Genomic DNA, 18,963 nt, shown 5'->3' on the forward strand with positions numbered 1-18,963 from the left:
AAAATGGAACAAGAAGATCAGACTAACAGCGGAGAATAAGGGTTAAAGAGAATGACTGACAAGAAGAAATATGACCTGATTTATACAGTTCTGTTTACTCTGCTGTTTCTGGCATGCTTCGGTATATACATGATTCTTCATCGCAAAAGCTTTCTGCGGATCCCCGACGGCCTGAATCAGTACTATATGAGTTTTCTCTATCTCGGACGGTGGGCCCGTTCGATTCTGCGCGGCCTGATCGAAAACGGAAGCCTGAAGATTCCGCTCTGGGATCCTTCGATCGGATACGGGGCAGATATTCCCACGACCTTCGCGTTCTGCTTCTGGGACCCGTTCTGCTGGATCTCCGTGTTCTTTCCCTCGCGGTACGCGGAATACGGCTATGAGATCATGATCGTTCTGAAGCTGTATACCGCAGGCACGGCATTCAGCCGGTATGCGTTTCACCGCTTCCGGGAGGGAGGAGTCTCTTCGGCGGCAGTTCTCGGCGGAGCACTTGTCTATGTTTTTTCCGCCGTATCCTATGCCGCATTCGGACAATCCACGCTGATCAATCCGCTGATTCTGTTTCCGCTTCTGATGATCGGAGCGGATCACCTCTACGAAAGAAGAAAATCCAGGCTCTATGTGATCATCCTTGCGTTCAGCTTTGCGCAGCGTTTCTCCACCGCATGCATCATGCTGTTTCTGATTCTCCTGTCCTATACGCTCCGGCTGACCGGAGAAATAATCGGATTGCGAAACCGGAAGAAGAAGAAGGATATCGAGCAGAACCGGATCATCTCAAGACTCGATCCGGTCAAGAAGGGCTCGGACACCCGCGCGCAGCACTACGCTATGTACGTGGCCCGGAGATCGGCAGCCAGAGACAGCGCCGACAGGCCGGCCCAGACATCAGTCAGTTCGGAATTCCGGATCATCATGCCGGAGAAGGGTAAAGGACGCTTCATCGCCGGGCTATATCTCCGCTTCATCCTGGAGACACTTCTCGCACTTGCCCTTTCCGCGATCAGCCTGATTCCATATATGCGGAACAGCTTCAGCGAAGGCCTTTCTACGATCAATCTGCAGGGAGGACTCCTGACCTCAACGGCGGCGCGCGACTTCTTCCGGAACTGCTTCCTCGGCTTCACCGTGAGTGCCGGGCTTCCGGACCACAGCAGCTGCTTCGGATTCGGCATCTTCACGATGATCTGTGTGTTCGTGCTTTTTACCTGCCGGAAGAAGTATCTGCTCATCAAAGCCGAGTTTCTTCTGATGACCATTTTTCTCTGCGTGCCGTTCATCGGACACTCCACCGGAGATTTTCAATACACGACCGCGAGATGGATCTGGGCATACACGCTGGTGACTGCCCTGATCACGACGGCAGCGGTTCCGGAAATTCCGCGGATAAACCGGCGGCAATGCATCGGACTCGCCAGCATGTCCGCCGTTTACATCGCTATTGGCTTTCTGCTGTTCACACAGGATTATCTCTCCATGCTGTGGGTCTCCGTGATTCTCGTGGGCATGACCGCTGTATGCGTCAATCACAGCCTTAGGGTACAGCGGGAACAGAAGAAGAAATCCGCGCCGCAGTCTCAGCTTACGGAATATTCTCCGACAGACCGCCTCAAGACAGCGGCCGCGGTTGCGAAGGCCGCCAGAAGTGCGGCCATGAACAGACAGCCGGCCTATCATCCCTCAGGGCAGCGGACAACCGCTGTTCTTTCGATTGTCATGGTCTGCCTGTCCTCCATTATCATGAGCAACATGTCGATCCGGCGGGAAAACATCTTCGCAAACCAGGTGACAAACGGTGAGGCGTACAGCCGGGTGACGCAGGAGAGCGGTCTCTCCGTGCTCGACAGCCTCGATTTCTCGGACGGCACCAGATTCAACACCGACGGGACGAGCCGCCTGGGGAATACCCAGTGGCTCTACGGGGTGAGCGGCACTGATTTCTCCGGAACCGTCTATAACCAGAACATCGACGATTTCCACGACAGCATCGCTCTCGCCAGCAGTCCGTCGGCCTTCTCCTACTCCGGACTCAATCAGAGAAGCGAGCTTCTGGCACTGTTCGGCGTAAACCACTACCTCGCCAGCTCCGGCACACGAAAGCTCCCGGTCGGATTTACCGATACGCCGGAGAAAAACGGCGCCAGCACGCGGGACGCAAAATCAAATACGCCGGAGAAAACCGGCGCCGGATTCAATTCCTACGCGCCAGCGGAGAAGAACTTCCTGTTCTACGTATTCCAGAACGGCATCACTGAGAAGGCTTATCTGTCTCTCCCGCCTCTGGAGCGTCAGCAGGCACTGATGCAGGCAATCGTGACTGACCCGTCCGTCTCGCAGAACACCGTCTCCACCGACCAGCTGACGCTGGACACAGGCGTCATGAATTACAGCATCGAGACCGGGGACAGCGTGGAACTGACAAAGGTATTGCAGAAGAGCACCGGACAGGCCAGCTATATGTTTTCGGTAAACAGACCGGACGCCTATGTCGACCTGATTCTGGACAATCCCGTATCTGCGGAAGACGACAGCAGAGAGATTTACCTCTATCTCAAAAACCTGAATTTCGTGAACGGCGGCATGGAGAGCTACCGGATTACCGTGCAGGAGATGTACCATCAGGATCCTGTCGAGGGCGGGGGCGCGGAGCTGAACGGCTACACAACCTACAACTCCAAATACACCGGCAAGAAAGACGATCTCCTGAACATCGGAAGACTCACGGGAGCCTTCAGCAAAATCCGGATCTGCTTCCATACGGCCGGCACCTATACAATCGACGACATGGATCTCCTGCAGCGAAGCGACGAAAGCATCGGCCGGAACATTCATGCCCTCAATGATTCCGTGACAAACACCAGAACAGGGGTGAACTCCTGTTCCTGCTATGTATCCATGAAAGAGGACGGCTACCTGTTCGCGTCTGTTCCGTATTCGACGGGATGGACGATCTATGACAACGGGAAGGAGATCAGCGCACAGAAGGCGGATCTTGCGTTCATGGCTGTCAGCCTGAACTCGGGGAGCCATCACATCACCATGCATTATCTGACCCCGGGACTTTTGCCGGGCCTGTACATCACGATTATTTCCTTATTAATTCTGGCTGTGGTGTTCCGAAAGAAGAGAACGTCAATTTGATATTATTGGCCCTTTGTGAAGACAAGAAGGAATGTCATGGAAAACTCGGCTAATTCGATACTCACTGACATTCTATAAATATGGGAAAAGAGGAAAATGATGAAATCTACACAGCGAAAAGAATATTTGGATCTCCTTCGCGGGATCGCAATGATCAGTATTGTACTCGGTCATCTGGGTGTCAGTTCGATCATCCATGTTGTATTCACCTATCATCTACCTGTGTTTTTTCTGATTACAGGATATTTTACCAGGGAAGGACAACCGCTTTCTGCGCTGGTACGGAAACGTGCCCGAACCTTGCTGGTGCCTTACGCGATCTGCTGCATGATCATCATCGTTCTTCGTGTTCTCTGGTATGGGATCAGGGGCGGCAGCGGCGCATCCTCAGAGGCGGTCCAATGGATCCTCGCGTCGCTGTACGCATCGGGAACCGTAGGACTGATTCCCACTGGGATTATAAGTATCGGAGCCATCTGGTTTCTCTGGGCGACCTTCTGGGCTTGCATCTTTTTGAATCTTATTCTCCGGATGCCGGATAAATTCCGAATCGCCGCGGTGCTGGGGATTTTTCTCGCCGGCTATTATTCCGCGAGAAAGTTCCTGCTGCCTCTTGACATTCAGCCTGCCGCCTGTGCGCTTCTGTATCTGTACGTCGGATACCTCGTACGCAGATATGAGGCATCCCTTCTTCAAATGGGCATGGAGTGGAGGATATCCGTGCTTGCGCTTGCAGCTGTGGTGTGGATCAGCTTCATCCTTCATTTCCAGGGATTCTGGATCGTCGGGTGCAATTTCGGAAATGGAGCAGAGGATATTGTTGCAAGCCTTTGCGCATGCCTTGTACTAACCGTGATCTGCTTCTGGCTGGACCGGATCTCTGACCGTGCACAGAAGGACGCGCCCACTCCGGATCGGGTTCATGAGAGGAGTGCTTTTCCTGGTCAGCTAATAAAATGGATTGCCTTTCTCGGGCGGTACAGCATTGTGATACTGTTCATGCACATCATCGAGCTGGATGTCTTCCCATACAATGGAATTCTGAAAAGGCTTAACGGACATGGAATGCCGGTTTCCCTGAATCTTGCTGTCATGATCCTGCTTAAGTTCCTGATCATCATTTCGGGAAGCATAATACTGGTTCGAACGAAGGCGGGAAGACGGATCTTCGGGTTCCGGGATCCGGAAGAGAAAGCCTGAAGAGATTGGATTTTAAGCATTCATATTATGGATGTACTATGATTTCCATTTTTTCAGCAAAGTATTCGATCCTTGCCTCTTTTATGCGTGATCCGGATCGCAATCGATCTGGCAATCTTTATTCTGTACCGGCTATATCGAAAACATATTACATCCAGACATAATTTGGGAGCAAAATTACAGATGCGAAAAAATACACAAGACAATGCGGCGCAGATCCTTGTCTGCATCCTTCTGTGCGCGATCATTCTGACCGCCTTCGGCCTTACCCTGTATCATACCCGCCACGCGGGAAACAGGTGGACCGTGACCTCCTACGCGCCGGCAAACGGAAACCAGGGGACCTTCTACACCATTACCGATCAGAACAACCATCTCGTCATCGTAGACGGCGGCTATGACTCCGACGCACAGCAGGTGCTGAACATCCTGAAACAGCATAACTATCATGCGGACGCGTGGATCATCACCCACGCTCATCCGGATCACGCGGGAGCCTTCAACGCTATCCTGGCCACCTATCCGGACACAAACGTCACGATCGGCCAGATCTACACGACAAAGATCAACCAGAAGCGGTACGAAGAAACCGCACACGATTACGACGTCATTGACACCTGGTACACCTTCAACCGACTAACGCAGAAGATGAACAACGTCACCTATCTGAAGGCGGGAGATGAACTGGACCTCATCGGTCTGCACATGAAGGTGCTGCACGCCTGGGACAAGGCGACCGAACAGCAGAAGGCCAACCTGCTGAACGACGGCTCCCTGATGTTCCGGCTGTCCGGCAGAAAAGCCTCCATGCTGTTCTGCGCCGACGTGCAGAAGGAGATGGAGGATGCAATCATTTCCTCCTATTCCGGCGATCTGAAATCCGATTACGTCGAATGCGGACACCACGGAAACTGGGGACTGGACACCAGATTCTACGACCTCGTCGACCCGAAGGCAGCATTCATGGACTGCCCCGATCAGATCCTCAATGACACGACCGGCACCTACGACGCCCCACAGCTCAAATCCTGGTTTGAGGGAAAGGGCGTGACCGTCTACTCCTTCCACACCGCGCCGAATCATGTCGTGCTTGAGTAACAGAGACGCGTGAGGGCAGAACATTGACCCGCAACGGCAGGTAAGATCTTATACATTATGGATAAAAACAACCAGACAATAATTGGTATATTTGTAATAAATTTTCGGTTGCATGATAAAAGAATATAGGAGTAAAATTAAAGCATTGTGATATTTTGGCTTTTCATGGGCATTCTTATCTGTTCTGTCCGGATGAGTCATGATTAGGGGGAAAATATTCTTATGTTACCAAAAAAGAAATGGCTTCCAATTGCATGCAGCGTTCTGGCAGTACAGATCATTCTGGAAGCATTTGCGGCCTACCGGCTGCTATGGCTGAATATGCTGCCGGATAAATACGTAACTGCAGCTGTCGCTGTACTTGCAGTGATGGTTCTATTGACATGTCTGCTTTTATTTGCCGGCATGGGACATGGCCCTCACAGAGCCAGAAGAGTGAGAAGGGTCATTGCCTGTGTGCTGGCAGCACTGATGTCAATTGGCTCTGTAGCTGCATCGCTAATGCTGTACAAGGTTGATGAGACCGTTCAGACCGTCACGACGACCAAAACGACACTTCAGGCGATGGTCGGTGTATACGTTCTTAAGGATGATACAGCGCAGAGCATTCAGGAGGCAAAGAACTACAGCTTCGGCGTTATGTCCGATTATGATCAGGACAATACGGCACAGGCAGTACAAACAATTGAATCCGAGCTCGGATCAAAGATCGAAACGGTTTCCCGTCCTTCCATGACCGAAAACGCACAGGCACTGTACGATAAATCCGTAAACGCAATTATTATGAACGAGGCATATGTCAGTGCTATTACAGATACTGATGAATTCACCGATTTTTCGGATAAAACAAAGGTCCTTTGTGAGATTCCAATCGAGAAGACAGAGACCATTGACGCGAATGATACCGGATTAACTGCGGTCTCCTCCGGTTCTGATGAAACAACCGGACTCGATCAGAAAGCTGCCAATTCGGACATCACATCCCAGCCGTTTGTCTTCTACATTAGTGGATCAGACACCCGGAGTCAGATGCTTGACACCAGCAGAAGCGATGTAAACATTCTGATGGTGGTAAACCCCAAGACCCGCCAGATACTGCTTGTGAATACACCACGTGACTACTATATTCCGAACCCGGCAGGAGGCGGCCAGCTGGACAAGCTGACACACCTCGGGATTTACGGCATCAATGTGTCTATGAAGGGACTCTCTGACCTGTATCAGGAAAATGTGGACTACTACGGACAGATCAATTTTACAGGATTTGAGACGCTGATCGACGCCATCGGCGGTATAACTGTGGATTCACCGCAGGCATTTGAGTCACGGGGATATTCCTTTAAGGAGGGCCCCAATACCATGGATGGCAAGCAGGCTCTTGTCTTTGCGAGAGAAAGATATTCGTTCAACGCAGGAGATAACGAGCGCGGCAGAAACCAGATGCGTGTCATTACCGCAGTGATTCAGAAGCTTTCCGGAGAAGGCGCAAAGCTTCTCCTTAACTACAATGAAGTACTGGACAGCCTGCAGGGCATGTTTGTCACAAATCTGAGTTCAGACGATATTTCCGCACTCGTAAAGATGCAGCTTGATGACAGCAGCTCCTGGAACGTGAAGTCCTATGCTGTAATGGGAACAGGCGGATCGGAATATACCTATTCCATGCCCAATATGAAAGCATATGTCATGTACGAGAACAAGGATATGGTCAAAAAAGCCGCAGATCTGATTGACAAGGTTGAAAGCGGTGAGACACTGACCGATTCAGATGTACAGGGATAAAGAAAATTACTGTATAAGCTCTTCGAAAACGCAGATTAATGGAGGATATTTAGATGGACGACAATAGCAGACACGCGGAATCCACCGGCATGGCGCCGATTAACAGAGGAAATCCGGATGATGACGTGATACAGATCAATCTTTCGGATGTGCTCCGCACAATTGGAGTCAACTTCGGACAGATCCTTTTGGTAGCATTATTATTTGCTATTGTCACTCTTGCAGTAACGATATTTGTGATCAAGCCTACATATCGATCCTACTTCACCGCATTTGTCAATAACCGTACAACAGCGAGTGAAGATACTCAGACCCTCCAGAGCGGAGATGTCAGTGCCGCACAGAGCCTTACCTACACCTACGCATCAATAATGAAGAGCCGTCCGGTCGTTGAAGACGCACTCAAGAAGGCAAACCTGAGTTCCAAATATGAATATAAGGACGTCTCAGGTGAGATCAGTACTGAGATTGAGGAGAATACGCAGCTTGTAACCGTTTATGTAACGATGGGTTCAGCAGAAGAGGCATATCAGCTTTCCAAGGCCATCGCTGAAATCGCTCCGGATTATATTGCCAGCATCGTGGAGGGATCCTCGATGAAGGTCGTGACAAAGCCTGTCATGGCAACTCAACCGTATAGTCCCAGCGTGAAGAAAAATACAGCGGTTGGATTTGCCCTCGGCATGGTTCTGATGATGATCATCGTTGTGATCCGCGGTCTGATGGATACCCGCATCAAGGATGCGCAGGAGCTGGAAGCCCGCTTCAGTATTCCGATCATTGGAACCATTCCGAATTATGAACAGGCAGAGCACGGGCATTCCGGCAAAGAACGATATTATTACAAGGCACAGAGCCGGAAAGGAGAACGCAGGTAATGGGAGTATTCGATAACAGAAGATCGTCCGGACGTTCCAATTCCATTGAAAAATCAGAGACAAAGCTGATTTTATCTGACAAATCCCCCTGGCCGATACAGGAGGCGTATAAGGCTCTACGTACCAATATTATATTCTCTCTTCCGGGAAATGGGTGCAAGGTCATAGCGGTGAGCAGCGCGCAGCAGCATGATGGTAAGTCAATCATATGCATTAATACAGCAATCGCGTTCTCCCAGATCAACAAAAAAGTTCTGCTGATTGAATCAGATCTTCGCCTTCCGACAGTTGGAACAAAGCTTGGAATCCGTTCTGTACCGGGGCTTTCCGATACCCTGATCGGGGCCTGTCAGGTAGCGGAGGCACTTCGCAGAAACGTGAGAAAAGGTCTGGATATCCTTCCTGCCGGGAATATTCCGCCGGATCCAACATGGCTTCTGCAGTCCAATCAGATGGGCGTATTAATACAGCAGTTCCGTAAGCTTTACGACTATATTCTGATTGACCTTCCGCCGGTCACGACGGTAGCAGATGCATCGATTATGTCACGCTATACCGATGGTTTTCTTCTTGCGGTAAGGCATCAGACAACCGAGATGCCTGCCCTGGAGGATACACTTGCGCAGCTGCAGCTTGCCGATGCGAAGGTTCTTGGTTTTGTATACAATGATGTGACCACTGAGGGAGGCCACTACAGAAGTTATTACAAGGGGTATTATAAGAATTAACATGCTGTTTCGACACGAGAAACCGTCTTTTTATGATCTTCATCTGCATATTCTGCCGGGAATGGATGACGGCGCTCAGGACCTGAAGATGTCTGTCAGCATGCTCAGGGAGGAAATTCGACAGGGCTGTGTCGGTCTGATTGCAACACCTCATTACTATCCGACAGAATCTATTCCGGCCTTTCTGAAGAGAAGACAGCAGGCATTCGATGATCTGCGCGGCTATCTCCAGAAAGAGATACCTGACTGGACGGATCGCATCGGACTTGGCGCAGAAGCCGCCTACCATAATGGTCTTGTCTGTGATCCGGATATTGAGAAGCTATGCTTCGGACATTCCCGCTATCTGCTTCTGGAAATGCCATTTGAGAAATGGACTTCCGGTACGCTGCGGGATGTACGAACCCTCATAGCGAATGGAATACGTCCGATCATCGCACATCTGGAGCGTTTTCCGGAATATGCCGGCGAGGGTGCAATCGAAGAACTTCTTGAGATGGATGTTCTGATCCAGATGAATTCCGGAGCGTTGCTGCATCGAAGCTCTCATCGCCGTGCTCTGACGATGGTAAAAAATGGAATCACACAGGTTATGGGAACGGATTCCCATAACATGGATACCCGATGTCCGAACATGGAAGAGGGATTGAAGGCTCTTCGAAAAGCACATCTGGGTCATCAGGCAGATGAAATCGTAGATAATAATGCGGCTATTTATCAGGCCGCTATGTGGGACTAAATCATATCGAGAACGATCACGTTTCCGATTCAGGAGAGGGAAAGGCAGAAAATCGATGAATAACAATGGATCGAACAGGTTTCTGGTCATTTTTTGCTGTGTGATTCTGGCTGTTTTACTCGGAGTACTTCTGGCTTTCAGCCACATCCGTCAGAACAGAATGACAAAGGAACTTGAGACAAAGGCAAATCAGGCAATCATGCAGGACGGGAACAATACCTATGAGACAAGCGTAGCATCCGATTCTGCTTCGTCAGACAGTTCAACATCAGAAGCTGTTTCCGCAGCTTCTGATGCGTCATCTGATGTTTCCGCCACTGTAACTTCTGTATCTGCAGCTTCCTCTGACGATAAACAGAATAAAACTGTAACCTATACTGCGATCAGCTTTCGCGGAGACAGCTATATGGAAGACGATGCGGATAAAGCCAATGGCTATCCTGCAAAGGTACAGGCTCTTCTTCAGGCGGCAGGATCCGGCATGACTGTGGAGGATGATACCTGGGATATGGCCGGTACTCTTTCTCAGATGTCTCTCGCCGGTATTGACAGTCAGACAGTCCAGAACTATATTAATAAGCATAAACAAAATGGTCTCACAAATAATTATGAAACCATTGTGCGCGCTGATCTCAGTCAGTATATGAAGACACGGGACGATCAGTCTTATCTTCCTGTTCTGACAATGGGATATCACGGCGGCTGGGGAAATGATCTCAACGAGCTGATCGAGCAGGAAAAGGCGGTTCTTGCCACCTATCAGAATGGAAGTAAGGATTATCTGATCCTCGGTTCCTATCCTGCAAGTGTAACGGATCACGCAGCCTACGATCAGGCGATGACGCAGGCATTTGGTGATCACTACATTAGCCTCAACAGCAAGGTAAGTGCAGCACTGATGACAAATGATGGAAGACAACAGATCGCTCAGGCAGTATTTGATAAATTAAATGAGCTCCATTATATATCGTAACAGGAAAGATATGTTGAGGCTTACGCACTACTGGAACTGAGGCGTTTCGAGTTTCGATTTTATGCTATTGGGTGTAGGAGAAGAGGATGTACACAAAAAAGCGGCAATTAGAATTTCAAGTTGTATTCATATCCTATCTTTTAATTACCCTATGCAGCGGTCTTGTCGCATTCCTGATTCTGAAGGCATCCGGTAAATTGACGGCTGATTTCTTCCATGGCAGCTTTCTGATAAATGTTGCTCTTCCTCTCGCAGTATCTATTCTTATGGCACTTTATGTGATCCTCCGGAAATTGAATTACCATTTTCAACGACTGAGTTTTTTTCAGTGCGTCATACGGGCTTTTCGTGAAACTGCACTCCTTGCAAGCTTCTGGGCCATTCTGCTGATCTTTGCCAAGAACGGAGTATCTGCCTCGAGATATTTTTATGCAACGACATTACTAATATTCTTTATTCTTGTGACGATCGAATGGAAATATATCTCATCAGTTGTCATCAACAACTTCTATAAAACATCATCCGCAACATATGTCGGAGTTATCTCCAACAGTAAAAGAGCCGATCGGGTGATACGCACATTAAAGAGAGACTGGGCTAGAAAACTTGTTGGTATCTGCCTCGTAGATGTAGAGGATAGATATTTACCGGAAAATGTCTGCAATGTACCGGTAAGTTCCACTGTGAGCAACCTGATTGAACATGTGAGAAGGAACGCCATTGATGAAGTCTTCGTTGAGGTTGAGGAAGCGGAACGGATTCAGATTCAGGATGCAATTGAAGAAATGATTTGCATGGGAATCCGTGTACATGTGAATGTCCCTGAGATCAGCCGTCTTGAAAGAAATTTTACAGAAAAAGCGTTGTATGAAATTTCTGAGCAAAGCCAAGAATCGATGCCTGAAGAAACCGGAATCATTGAACCCCAGACTGTATATACCAGAGAACTGAAGTATGGCTACGGTGGTCGTCCGGTGCTGATTCTCGATCGTCCTCGCAGACACATCCGGCAGCAGATTATGAAGCGGACGATTGATATCATTGGTTCCATTATCGGGCTGGCGTTCACAGGAATTCTGTTTCTCATTCTCGGACCGATGATCAAGAAGGATTCACCGGGTCCGGTTCTGTTCGGTCAGATACGGATCGGCAAAAACGGAAGAAAGTTCAAGATGTATAAATTCCGAAGTATGTATCAGGATGCTGAAGCCCGAAAGAAAGAGCTGATGGATAAAAATGAAATGAACGGATTGATGTTTAAGATGGAAAATGATCCGCGCATCACAAAGGTCGGCCGCTTCATTCGCAAGACCAGTCTGGATGAATTTCCACAGTTCTGGAATGTCCTCAAAGGCGACATGTCTCTTGTAGGAACTCGACCGCCGACCGTAAGCGAATTCAACCAGTACAACAGTTTTCATAAGCGAAGGCTAAGTATGAAACCCGGAATTACCGGCCTGTGGCAGGTATCCGGAAGATCCGATATCAAAGACTTTGAAGAGGTGGTTCGTCTAGACTGCCAGTATATCGACAACTGGTCGGTCAGCGGAGATATTAAAATTCTGTTTAAAACAATATCTCTAGTATTTAAAAAAGATAACGGCGCTGCCTAAGAAAAACAGGTGTCTTTTCTTCACTGAGCTTAACAATCGCTTGCTTATGAACGTTTGTATTCCATGCTCCGGCATTCATTCACGGGTTGGTCAGCGATTGATAGGCGAGTGAATGATTAGACCCGCGGGCGAATGGAAGAGTAGGAACTGGGATTCTTATGGCATCCATTCATAGAGAAGCCAGAGATAATGGTTGACAATGTGAGTAGAGGGTAGGACAGCCAAATTCTTGTTCCATAGGGTATTGACTATTTCATTACAAAGGTTATAAACTCGCTGGTTTTGGTAGTTGAAGCGGTAGAAGAAGACGCCCAGATGATGTGAATTGGTTTCGGGGGGTAGATAGATGTGCAAGTGGTAAGGAAGAAGAAATTAAAAATTGCAGTATTTGGCCAGAAACGCATCCCTTCCAGAGAGGGTGGATTGGAAATCGTAGTGGAGGAATTAGCTACACATGCAGCATCCCTTGGAAATCAAGTCACCGTATATAATCGTTCGGGCCATCATGTAAGTGGCTCCGAATTTGATGAAAAGCAATTAAAAAGTTATAAGGGCGTTCGTATTAAGACTGTACCGACTATTCAGAAAAAGGAGACTAGAGATATAATAGGGTCATCCAAGATAAACTACGATAACTAAAGGGTTTTGACGGCTTGAGTTGTCCTTCAAGTGTTTTTTTGTTGAAAAACTGCAAGATGCGGAAAATCCGGGGTTTATATGTAGGAGGCTTTTTGGAAAGCTCTGTTTTGGACCCACAAAAGGAGCAGCAAATAAAGATTGAAGGAGAGTTCAAGCCTACGGTGGATTGCCTTTGTGCGACCGGCCGTAGGTTTGTTTTTATCCATAAGGGAATAGATGCAACATTAGCGATAAAAATGTGAGGATGGAATAGAGTAATGGATTCAAAGCAAGAAATACAGCATATATATCTTGTGGGCGCGAAGTCATTGGGGGCTTACGGAGGGTATGAGACCTTTGTCTACAAGCTCACGGAGTATCACCAGAATAAAGAAAACATTAAATATCATGTTGCCTGCAAAGCCAACGGTGACGGTTGCATGGATGAAACTAAATTTGATGGCGTGACAAAAATCAATGACCACGAATTTGAATTCCACAATGCCCACTGTTTCAAAATTGATGTTCCTCAGATTGGGCCTGCGCAGGCAATTTATTATGATGTTGCTGCACTAAAGGCTTGTTGCGAACATATCAAGAAAAACCATATCCCTCATCCGATAGTTTACATCATGGCTTGCCGCATTGGGCCTTTTGCTGGTCATTTTTACAGAGAAATCCATAAACTGGGTGGTACTGTGTTCTTGAATCCAGATGGACATGAGTGGATGCGAGCTAAATGGTCTGCACCAATTCGGAAGTATTGGAAGATTTCTGAGCAGATGATGGTCAAGTATTGCGACCTTGCAATCTGTGATTCTGTGCATATCGAAAAGTACATCCATGAATGCTATGACGGTAAGGGCATCAAAGGAAGTAGTCCGAAAACAACCTTCATTGCGTACGGTGCGGATCTTACCCTTAGTAAACTGGCTGACGATGATGAAAAACTGGTGAGCTGGTATAAGGAAAAAGGATTGACTAAAAAGGGCTATTATCTTGTTGTAGGTCGCTTTGTGCCAGAAAACTCTTTTGAAGTTATGATTCGAGAATTCATGAAAAGCAAGAGCAAAAAGGATTTTGCCATTATTACAAATGTGAATGAGAAATTCCTGAATGAGCTTGAGGAAAAACTTCATTTCAAGAGCGATAAGAGAATTAAATTTGTGGGCACTGTTTACGATCAGGAACTGCTGAAGAAGATTCGTGAGAATGCCTATGCTTATTTCCACGGCCATACGGTTGGTGGTACGAATCCATCACTGATTGAAGCTCTTGGCAGTACAGATTTAAACCTGCTGGTTGATGTTGGTTTTAATAAAGAAGTCGCAGAGGATTGTGCTCTTTATTGGAGCCGCAAGCCGGGGAGTCTTGCAAAACTCATTGATAAAGCTGATCAGTTGAGTGCAGATCAAATCACTGAGATGGGCCGGAGAGCTAAGAAGCGTGTGGCGGAAGAGTACACGTGGGATAAAATTTGTGGGCAGTATTACGATGTGTTTGTGAAAGCAAACATTTAATAAAAACAGTGAATTAAGGAAAATGGAGGAAATTTAATATGAAAAACTATAAAATTGCTGTGGCTGGAACAGGATATGTTGGCCTCTCGCTGAGTGTCCTTCTCGCACAACATCACCAGGTTACTGCTGTTGATATTTTACAGGCTAAAGTTGATATGATTAACAAATGTAAATCTCCGATTCAAGATGACTATATCGAAAAGTACCTCGCAGAGAAAAAACTAAATCTGACGGCAACGTTGGATGCAAAGGCTGCATACGCTGATGCTGACTTTGTTGTAATAGCTACCCCCACCAACTACGATAGCCACACCCAACATTTTGACACATCTGCGGTCGAAGCTGTGATCAAACTAGTCATGGAATACAACCCCAATGCGATTATGGTTATCAAGTCCACGATTCCTGTGGGTTACACTGCATCCGTGCGTAAGAAGTTTGGTAGTAAGAACATCATCTTCAGTCCGGAATTTCTGCGCGAGTCCAAGGCTTTGTATGACAACCTGTATCCTTCTCGAATCATTGTCGGCACTGACTTAGATGATGAGCGTCTGGTTAAAGCAGCACACGAGTTCGCTGGCCTGCTGCAGGAAGGTGCTATTAAGGAGAACATAGACACTCTGTTTATGGGATTTACCGAAGCAGAGGCTGTTAAGCTGTTTGCTAACACCTATCTGGCACTGCGTGTCAGCTATTTCAATGAGTTGGATACTTATGCAGAGATGAAAGGACTGAACACCCGGCAGATCATCAATGGTGTTTGCCTTGATCCTCGTATCGGAAGCCATTATAACAATCCTAGCTTCGGCTACGGCGGATACTGTCTGCCTAAAGACACCAAGCAGCTGTTGGCAAACTATGCGGATGTGCCGGAAAATCTGATTGAAGCAATCGTGGAGTCTAACCGTACTCGTAAAGACTTTATCGCAGATCGTGTTTTGAAGTTGGCTGGGTACTATAGCTATGATACAGAAAACGAGTTCGATGAGAATAAGGAAAAGTCTGTGACTATTGGTGTGTATCGTCTGACAATGAAGAGCAATAGCGATAACTTTCGGCATAGTTCTATTCAAGGAGTCATGAAGCGAATCAAAGCCAAGGGAGCGACTGTGATTATTTACGAGCCGACTTTGAAAGATGGCGAAACTTTCTTCGGCAGTGTTGTGGTCAACGATCTGGCAAAATTCAAGAAAATGAGCCACGCCATTATCGCAAACCGCTACGATAAGTGTCTGGACGATGTGAAAGAAAAAGTGTACACAAGAGATATTTTCCAGAGGGATTAATATAATAGGATGAAAAAAATGAAAAATGTATTGTTTGTACATTCGAGTTCGGAATTATATGGATCTGATAGATCACTGCTTAATATTGTAAAGAACCTTGATAAAAATGAGTTTAATATTTTCGTTCTTCTTCCATGCCAGGGTCCACTAGTTGAAGAAATGAAAAAAATAGAAGACATTACTGTAGAAATATATGAAGTTGCTGTTCTCAGACGAAAGAATTTGTCCATAAGAGGTGGAGTAGAGTACCTAAAGGAACTAATTCAATCTACGGCTTTTATAAAGAAATATATTAAATGTAATAATATTGATATTGTGGATACAAATACTGCAGTTGTTTTGCCAGGAGCTATAGCTGCAAAGCATTGCGGAATAAAAAGTGTTTGGCATATTAGAGAGATTATAAAAAATAATTTCGAAAACAATGTTATATCGTTAATGATGAATAGATATGCGGATATTATAGTGGCGAACAGTAAGTCTACAGGAGAGGCGCTTAAAGTCAAGAAAGAGAAAATTCGAGTTGTATATAATGCAGTTGAAGACTGCGTCGCTAGCGGTATAAAGCATGAAGGATTAGTTGTTGGTATGGCAGGAAGAATCAATCGATGGAAAGGACAAAAACTTTTTGTCGATATGGCAGAAATCGTTCATCATAGGTATCCCAATGTAATTTTTGAGATAGCTGGTGAAGCGTATGCTGGTGAGGAATATTTAAAGGTGGAGCTACAGCAATATATTCATGAAAAACAGTTGGATAATCATGTTAAGCTTCTTGGCCAAGTTAATAATATGAAAGAATTTTATGAGGGACTAGATGTGTTTGTTCTTCCTTCAATTCAACCAGAACCATTTGGGCTAGTAATTATAGAGGCGATGGAATATGAAGTTCCGGTTGTGGCAACAAACCATGGAGGTCCGGTAGAAATAGTTACAGATGGAGAAGACGGATATTTGGTCGATTATACTTCTGCAAATCAAATGGCAGAAAAAGTTGAAACCTTACTTTCGGATGAATCATTGCGTAGAAAAATGGGATTATCTGGAGCTAATAAGCAGAGAAACAAGTTTTCCGTATCTGCAATGGTTGCGGGGATGGAAAGGGTATTTAGTGAAGTTACGAATGAATAAGAAGGTGAGATGTGTTTGATTTTCACACTGTAAAAACAACTGAAGAGTTGAAAGTTCTCCAACTCTCTCACTAAAAAATATTGTCTGTATCGGCGAGACATGCATGCTCACCGGATGGTAAAATTTACTCGTACCACTATAACTTATGCGTCAAATATACCTAGCGCATTCCGCTTATTATAGGTATATTAAGTATAAGGAGGAACACGTGGCAAGAGTAAAACTTTACAACAAAAAATATAACGTAACCTACGTCTATGACAGCGTATCCTATTGGGATCCTGAACTTAAGCAGCCTCGGTCAAAGCGGAAGCTGATAGGTAAAATCGATCCCGATACCGGAGAGATTATACCCACCTCCCCCAGGGGCAAACGGGCTCGTGATAAGAATCAGAGCAGGTCAGCTGCCTCTGGTCCGGTGAAGAATGCTGTCCCAACAGAATCTGAAACAATGTCCAATGACGCCATCTCGGTCGAGCTTGAGGACTACAAACGCAGGCTCCTTGAAGTTGAGGCAAAGCTTGCACGATCCGAGAGCCAGATCGCTGTGCTCAACGCTGAGCGGAAAGAGATCAGGGAAGAGCTGGCGGCACTGGTCAAGAAACTGCGCTGAGAACGGAGAATTCCTCATCACCTCGCCACGCGGCATAACCCATGGCAGAATTTCTGGAACAATCACTCTCAAGTTTTCGCAAGTGCTTTACTCGCGAAGCTGCATTCCGATGGTTTGTCCTCATCGTCACGGCGCTCATTCTGCGCTTCGATAAACTTGGTGTGACTTCGGTGATCCGGGCACTGTCTCTGAATCATGGATGCTACGATACCTTGCTTCATTTCTTCCGTTCAGAGGCATACAGCACACAGGGGATTCGATTTGCTTGGTATGAGCTCGTCAAAGAGAAGGCACCCTTCTTCAGGGAGGGAAACCGCGTGATTCTTGTTGGCGATGGTGTCAAACAGTGCAAGGAAGGTCTGTACATGCCCGGTGTCAAGAAACTTCACCAGGAGTCAGAGGATTCTTCGAAGGCAGAGTACATCTTCGGGCACCTCTTTGGTGCAGTTGGCGTTCTGATCGGCAGCCCTGATTACTTTTTGTGCCTGCCGCTTCACATGAGCATACAGGATGGCATCAGTGCTGCGGCTTCCTGGGAGGGCAGCACTGTCTCCGGAGAGAATCATGTCCTGCAGATGATCGGCAGCGGGTATGAAACTGCCATGTTTCTGGGCAGATCCATCATGCTCCTTGACAGGTACTTCCTCACAGCGACCGCGTTGAAGAAGCTGAAGAAACTCAACACATCGGAATACGGGCATCTGATTGACATCGTCACCATGGCCAAGCGAAACTGCCGTGCATACGAGAAGCCCGTACCACGATCTCCTGGACAGCGCGGGCGGCCCAGAAAGAAGGGCGCCCCGGTTGTTCTGAACGATCTCTTCAAGTCGCGTGCGGATGACTTCACCGAAAAGACCATGAAACTGTATGACGGCAACCGCGTGATCCGATATCTGTCCATTGATCTGCTCTGGGGGCAGGGCATCTATCAGGAGATGCGCTTCGTTCTCGTTGTCTATGAAGATGGAAGACAGAGCATCCTCGCATCGACGGATACAAGTCTTAGCCCGGAGGCAATCATCAGGCTGTACTCCTACCGCTTCAAGATCGAAAGAAGTTTCCGGGAGTTCAAGCAGCAGTTCGGAGGCTTTGGGTATCACTTCTGGACACACGCAGCCGGAAAACTGAACCATTTCAAGCGAAAGGAAGAGCCGAACAGGATGGACCTGATCCATAGTCCCGAGGACCAAAAGAAGGTGTTGAAGGCAATCGATGCAACCGAGCGGTTTGTCCAGCTCTCATGCCTTGCAATGGGGCTCACACAGATGATGATCTTCCGCGTCACCGATTCAAAGAAGCTTCAGTCATGTCGATACCTTCGCACCCGCAGATCGGACAGGATCTCAGAAGCTACTCTTCTTGTTTACCTGCGCCAGACGCTTTTATTGAGTTTGCTCTCCAAGCAAGATTCCAAGCTGGCAAGCTTTATTCGGGAGCTCCGACAGGGCAAAGACGATGTTGGCGAGGCCGCATAAAGGAGCAAACCGCTAAAAGTGGTGCGGATGCTGTAATTTGGCTATATATCTTTTATCAATTAATAAGTACAAGGGGCTTTTGTCGCCCTGTGAAAATTTGAGGTTGAACATCGAAGTTTCAACTCTTCAGAAAACAACATGGGACTAAAATATGAAAAG

The 18,963-nt window shown here is 47.2% G+C and carries 15 protein-coding genes; all 15 read left to right on the forward strand.

Annotated features, from left to right (window positions below):
* Positions 1–51: 51 nt before the first annotated feature.
* Entirely contained in the window at positions 52–3,147 is a 3,096-nt protein-coding gene (locus tag ACTQZS_RS10970) for a YfhO family protein (protein WP_441475834.1), read from the forward strand.
* A 96-nt stretch (positions 3,148–3,243) separates the two neighbouring features.
* Complete coding sequence (locus ACTQZS_RS10975) at positions 3,244–4,347, forward strand: acyltransferase family protein (RefSeq protein ID WP_441475835.1); 1,104 nt, start codon at positions 3,244–3,246, stop codon at positions 4,345–4,347.
* 183 nt (positions 4,348–4,530) lie between these two features.
* Entirely contained in the window at positions 4,531–5,445 is a 915-nt protein-coding gene (locus tag ACTQZS_RS10980; RefSeq protein WP_441475836.1) for a ComEC/Rec2 family competence protein, read from the forward strand.
* Between the two features lie 222 nt (positions 5,446–5,667).
* Positions 5,668–7,227: an LCP family glycopolymer transferase gene (locus ACTQZS_RS10985; RefSeq protein WP_441475837.1), complete on the forward strand. Its 1,560-nt coding sequence runs from the start codon at positions 5,668–5,670 to the stop codon at positions 7,225–7,227.
* Between the two features lie 53 nt (positions 7,228–7,280).
* Positions 7,281–8,105: a YveK family protein gene (locus tag ACTQZS_RS10990; RefSeq protein WP_441475838.1), complete on the forward strand. Its 825-nt coding sequence runs from the start codon at positions 7,281–7,283 to the stop codon at positions 8,103–8,105.
* Positions 8,105–8,833: a CpsD/CapB family tyrosine-protein kinase gene (locus ACTQZS_RS10995; RefSeq protein WP_441475839.1), complete on the forward strand. Its 729-nt coding sequence runs from the start codon at positions 8,105–8,107 to the stop codon at positions 8,831–8,833. The genes ACTQZS_RS10990 and ACTQZS_RS10995 overlap by 1 nt, the downstream gene beginning before the upstream one ends.
* Before the next feature lies 1 nt (position 8,834).
* Positions 8,835–9,572, forward strand: coding sequence for a CpsB/CapC family capsule biosynthesis tyrosine phosphatase (locus ACTQZS_RS11000; RefSeq protein ID WP_441475840.1), 738 nt, complete (start codon positions 8,835–8,837; stop codon positions 9,570–9,572).
* A 55-nt stretch (positions 9,573–9,627) separates the two neighbouring features.
* Positions 9,628–10,545: a hypothetical protein gene (locus ACTQZS_RS11005; RefSeq protein ID WP_441475841.1), complete on the forward strand. Its 918-nt coding sequence runs from the start codon at positions 9,628–9,630 to the stop codon at positions 10,543–10,545.
* Between the two features lie 86 nt (positions 10,546–10,631).
* Complete coding sequence (locus ACTQZS_RS11010; protein ID WP_441475842.1) at positions 10,632–12,158, forward strand: sugar transferase; 1,527 nt, start codon at positions 10,632–10,634, stop codon at positions 12,156–12,158.
* A 348-nt stretch (positions 12,159–12,506) separates the two neighbouring features.
* On the forward strand, positions 12,507–12,797 hold the full coding sequence (locus tag ACTQZS_RS11015; protein WP_441475843.1) for a hypothetical protein: 291 nt from the start codon (positions 12,507–12,509) through the stop codon (positions 12,795–12,797).
* A 257-nt stretch (positions 12,798–13,054) separates the two neighbouring features.
* Positions 13,055–14,296 carry a beta 1-4 rhamnosyltransferase Cps2T gene (gene cps2T, locus ACTQZS_RS11020; RefSeq protein ID WP_441475844.1) on the forward strand — a complete coding sequence of 414 codons (1,242 nt, stop codon included), beginning with the start codon at positions 13,055–13,057 and terminating at the stop codon, positions 14,294–14,296.
* A 38-nt stretch (positions 14,297–14,334) separates the two neighbouring features.
* The gene (locus ACTQZS_RS11025) at positions 14,335–15,582 is read left to right on the forward strand and encodes a nucleotide sugar dehydrogenase (RefSeq protein ID WP_441475845.1); all 1,248 of its coding nucleotides are present in this window, start codon (positions 14,335–14,337) and stop codon (positions 15,580–15,582) included.
* Between the two features lie 18 nt (positions 15,583–15,600).
* Entirely contained in the window at positions 15,601–16,713 is a 1,113-nt protein-coding gene (locus tag ACTQZS_RS11030; protein ID WP_441475846.1) for a glycosyltransferase family 4 protein, read from the forward strand.
* 208 nt (positions 16,714–16,921) lie between these two features.
* Positions 16,922–17,326, forward strand: coding sequence for a hypothetical protein (locus ACTQZS_RS11035; RefSeq protein ID WP_441475847.1), 405 nt, complete (start codon positions 16,922–16,924; stop codon positions 17,324–17,326).
* Positions 17,327–17,367: 41 nt separating this feature from the next.
* Positions 17,368–18,804, forward strand: a complete 1,437-nt coding sequence (locus ACTQZS_RS11040; RefSeq protein WP_441475848.1) for a transposase — start codon at positions 17,368–17,370, stop codon at positions 18,802–18,804.
* Positions 18,805–18,963 lie beyond the last annotated feature (159 nt).

This window comes from Bilifractor sp. LCP19S3_H10, from assembly GCF_052119185.1.
Classification (GTDB): Bacteria; Bacillota; Clostridia; order Lachnospirales; family Lachnospiraceae; genus Bilifractor.

Excerpts from the sequence above, each read along its gene's own strand:
- ACTQZS_RS10990 (WP_441475838.1), top strand. The coding sequence starts at position 7,281 with ATGGACGACAATAGCAGACACGCGGAATCCACCGGCATGGCGCCGATT.
- ACTQZS_RS11040 (WP_441475848.1), top strand. The coding sequence starts at position 17,368 with ATGGCAGAATTTCTGGAACAATCACTCTCAAGTTTTCGCAAGTGCTTT.
- ACTQZS_RS11000 (WP_441475840.1), top strand. The coding sequence starts at position 8,835 with ATGCTGTTTCGACACGAGAAACCGTCTTTTTATGATCTTCATCTGCAT.
- ACTQZS_RS10985 (WP_441475837.1), top strand. The coding sequence starts at position 5,668 with ATGTTACCAAAAAAGAAATGGCTTCCAATTGCATGCAGCGTTCTGGCA.
- ACTQZS_RS11010 (WP_441475842.1), top strand. The coding sequence starts at position 10,632 with ATGTACACAAAAAAGCGGCAATTAGAATTTCAAGTTGTATTCATATCC.
- ACTQZS_RS11025 (WP_441475845.1), top strand. The coding sequence starts at position 14,335 with ATGAAAAACTATAAAATTGCTGTGGCTGGAACAGGATATGTTGGCCTC.
- ACTQZS_RS10975 (WP_441475835.1), top strand. The coding sequence starts at position 3,244 with ATGATGAAATCTACACAGCGAAAAGAATATTTGGATCTCCTTCGCGGG.
- ACTQZS_RS10980 (WP_441475836.1), top strand. The coding sequence starts at position 4,531 with ATGCGAAAAAATACACAAGACAATGCGGCGCAGATCCTTGTCTGCATC.
- ACTQZS_RS10970 (WP_441475834.1), top strand. The coding sequence starts at position 52 with ATGACTGACAAGAAGAAATATGACCTGATTTATACAGTTCTGTTTACT.
- ACTQZS_RS11005 (WP_441475841.1), top strand. The coding sequence starts at position 9,628 with ATGAATAACAATGGATCGAACAGGTTTCTGGTCATTTTTTGCTGTGTG.
- cps2T (WP_441475844.1), top strand. The coding sequence starts at position 13,055 with ATGGATTCAAAGCAAGAAATACAGCATATATATCTTGTGGGCGCGAAG.
- ACTQZS_RS11030 (WP_441475846.1), top strand. The coding sequence starts at position 15,601 with ATGAAAAATGTATTGTTTGTACATTCGAGTTCGGAATTATATGGATCT.
- ACTQZS_RS10995 (WP_441475839.1), top strand. The coding sequence starts at position 8,105 with ATGGGAGTATTCGATAACAGAAGATCGTCCGGACGTTCCAATTCCATT.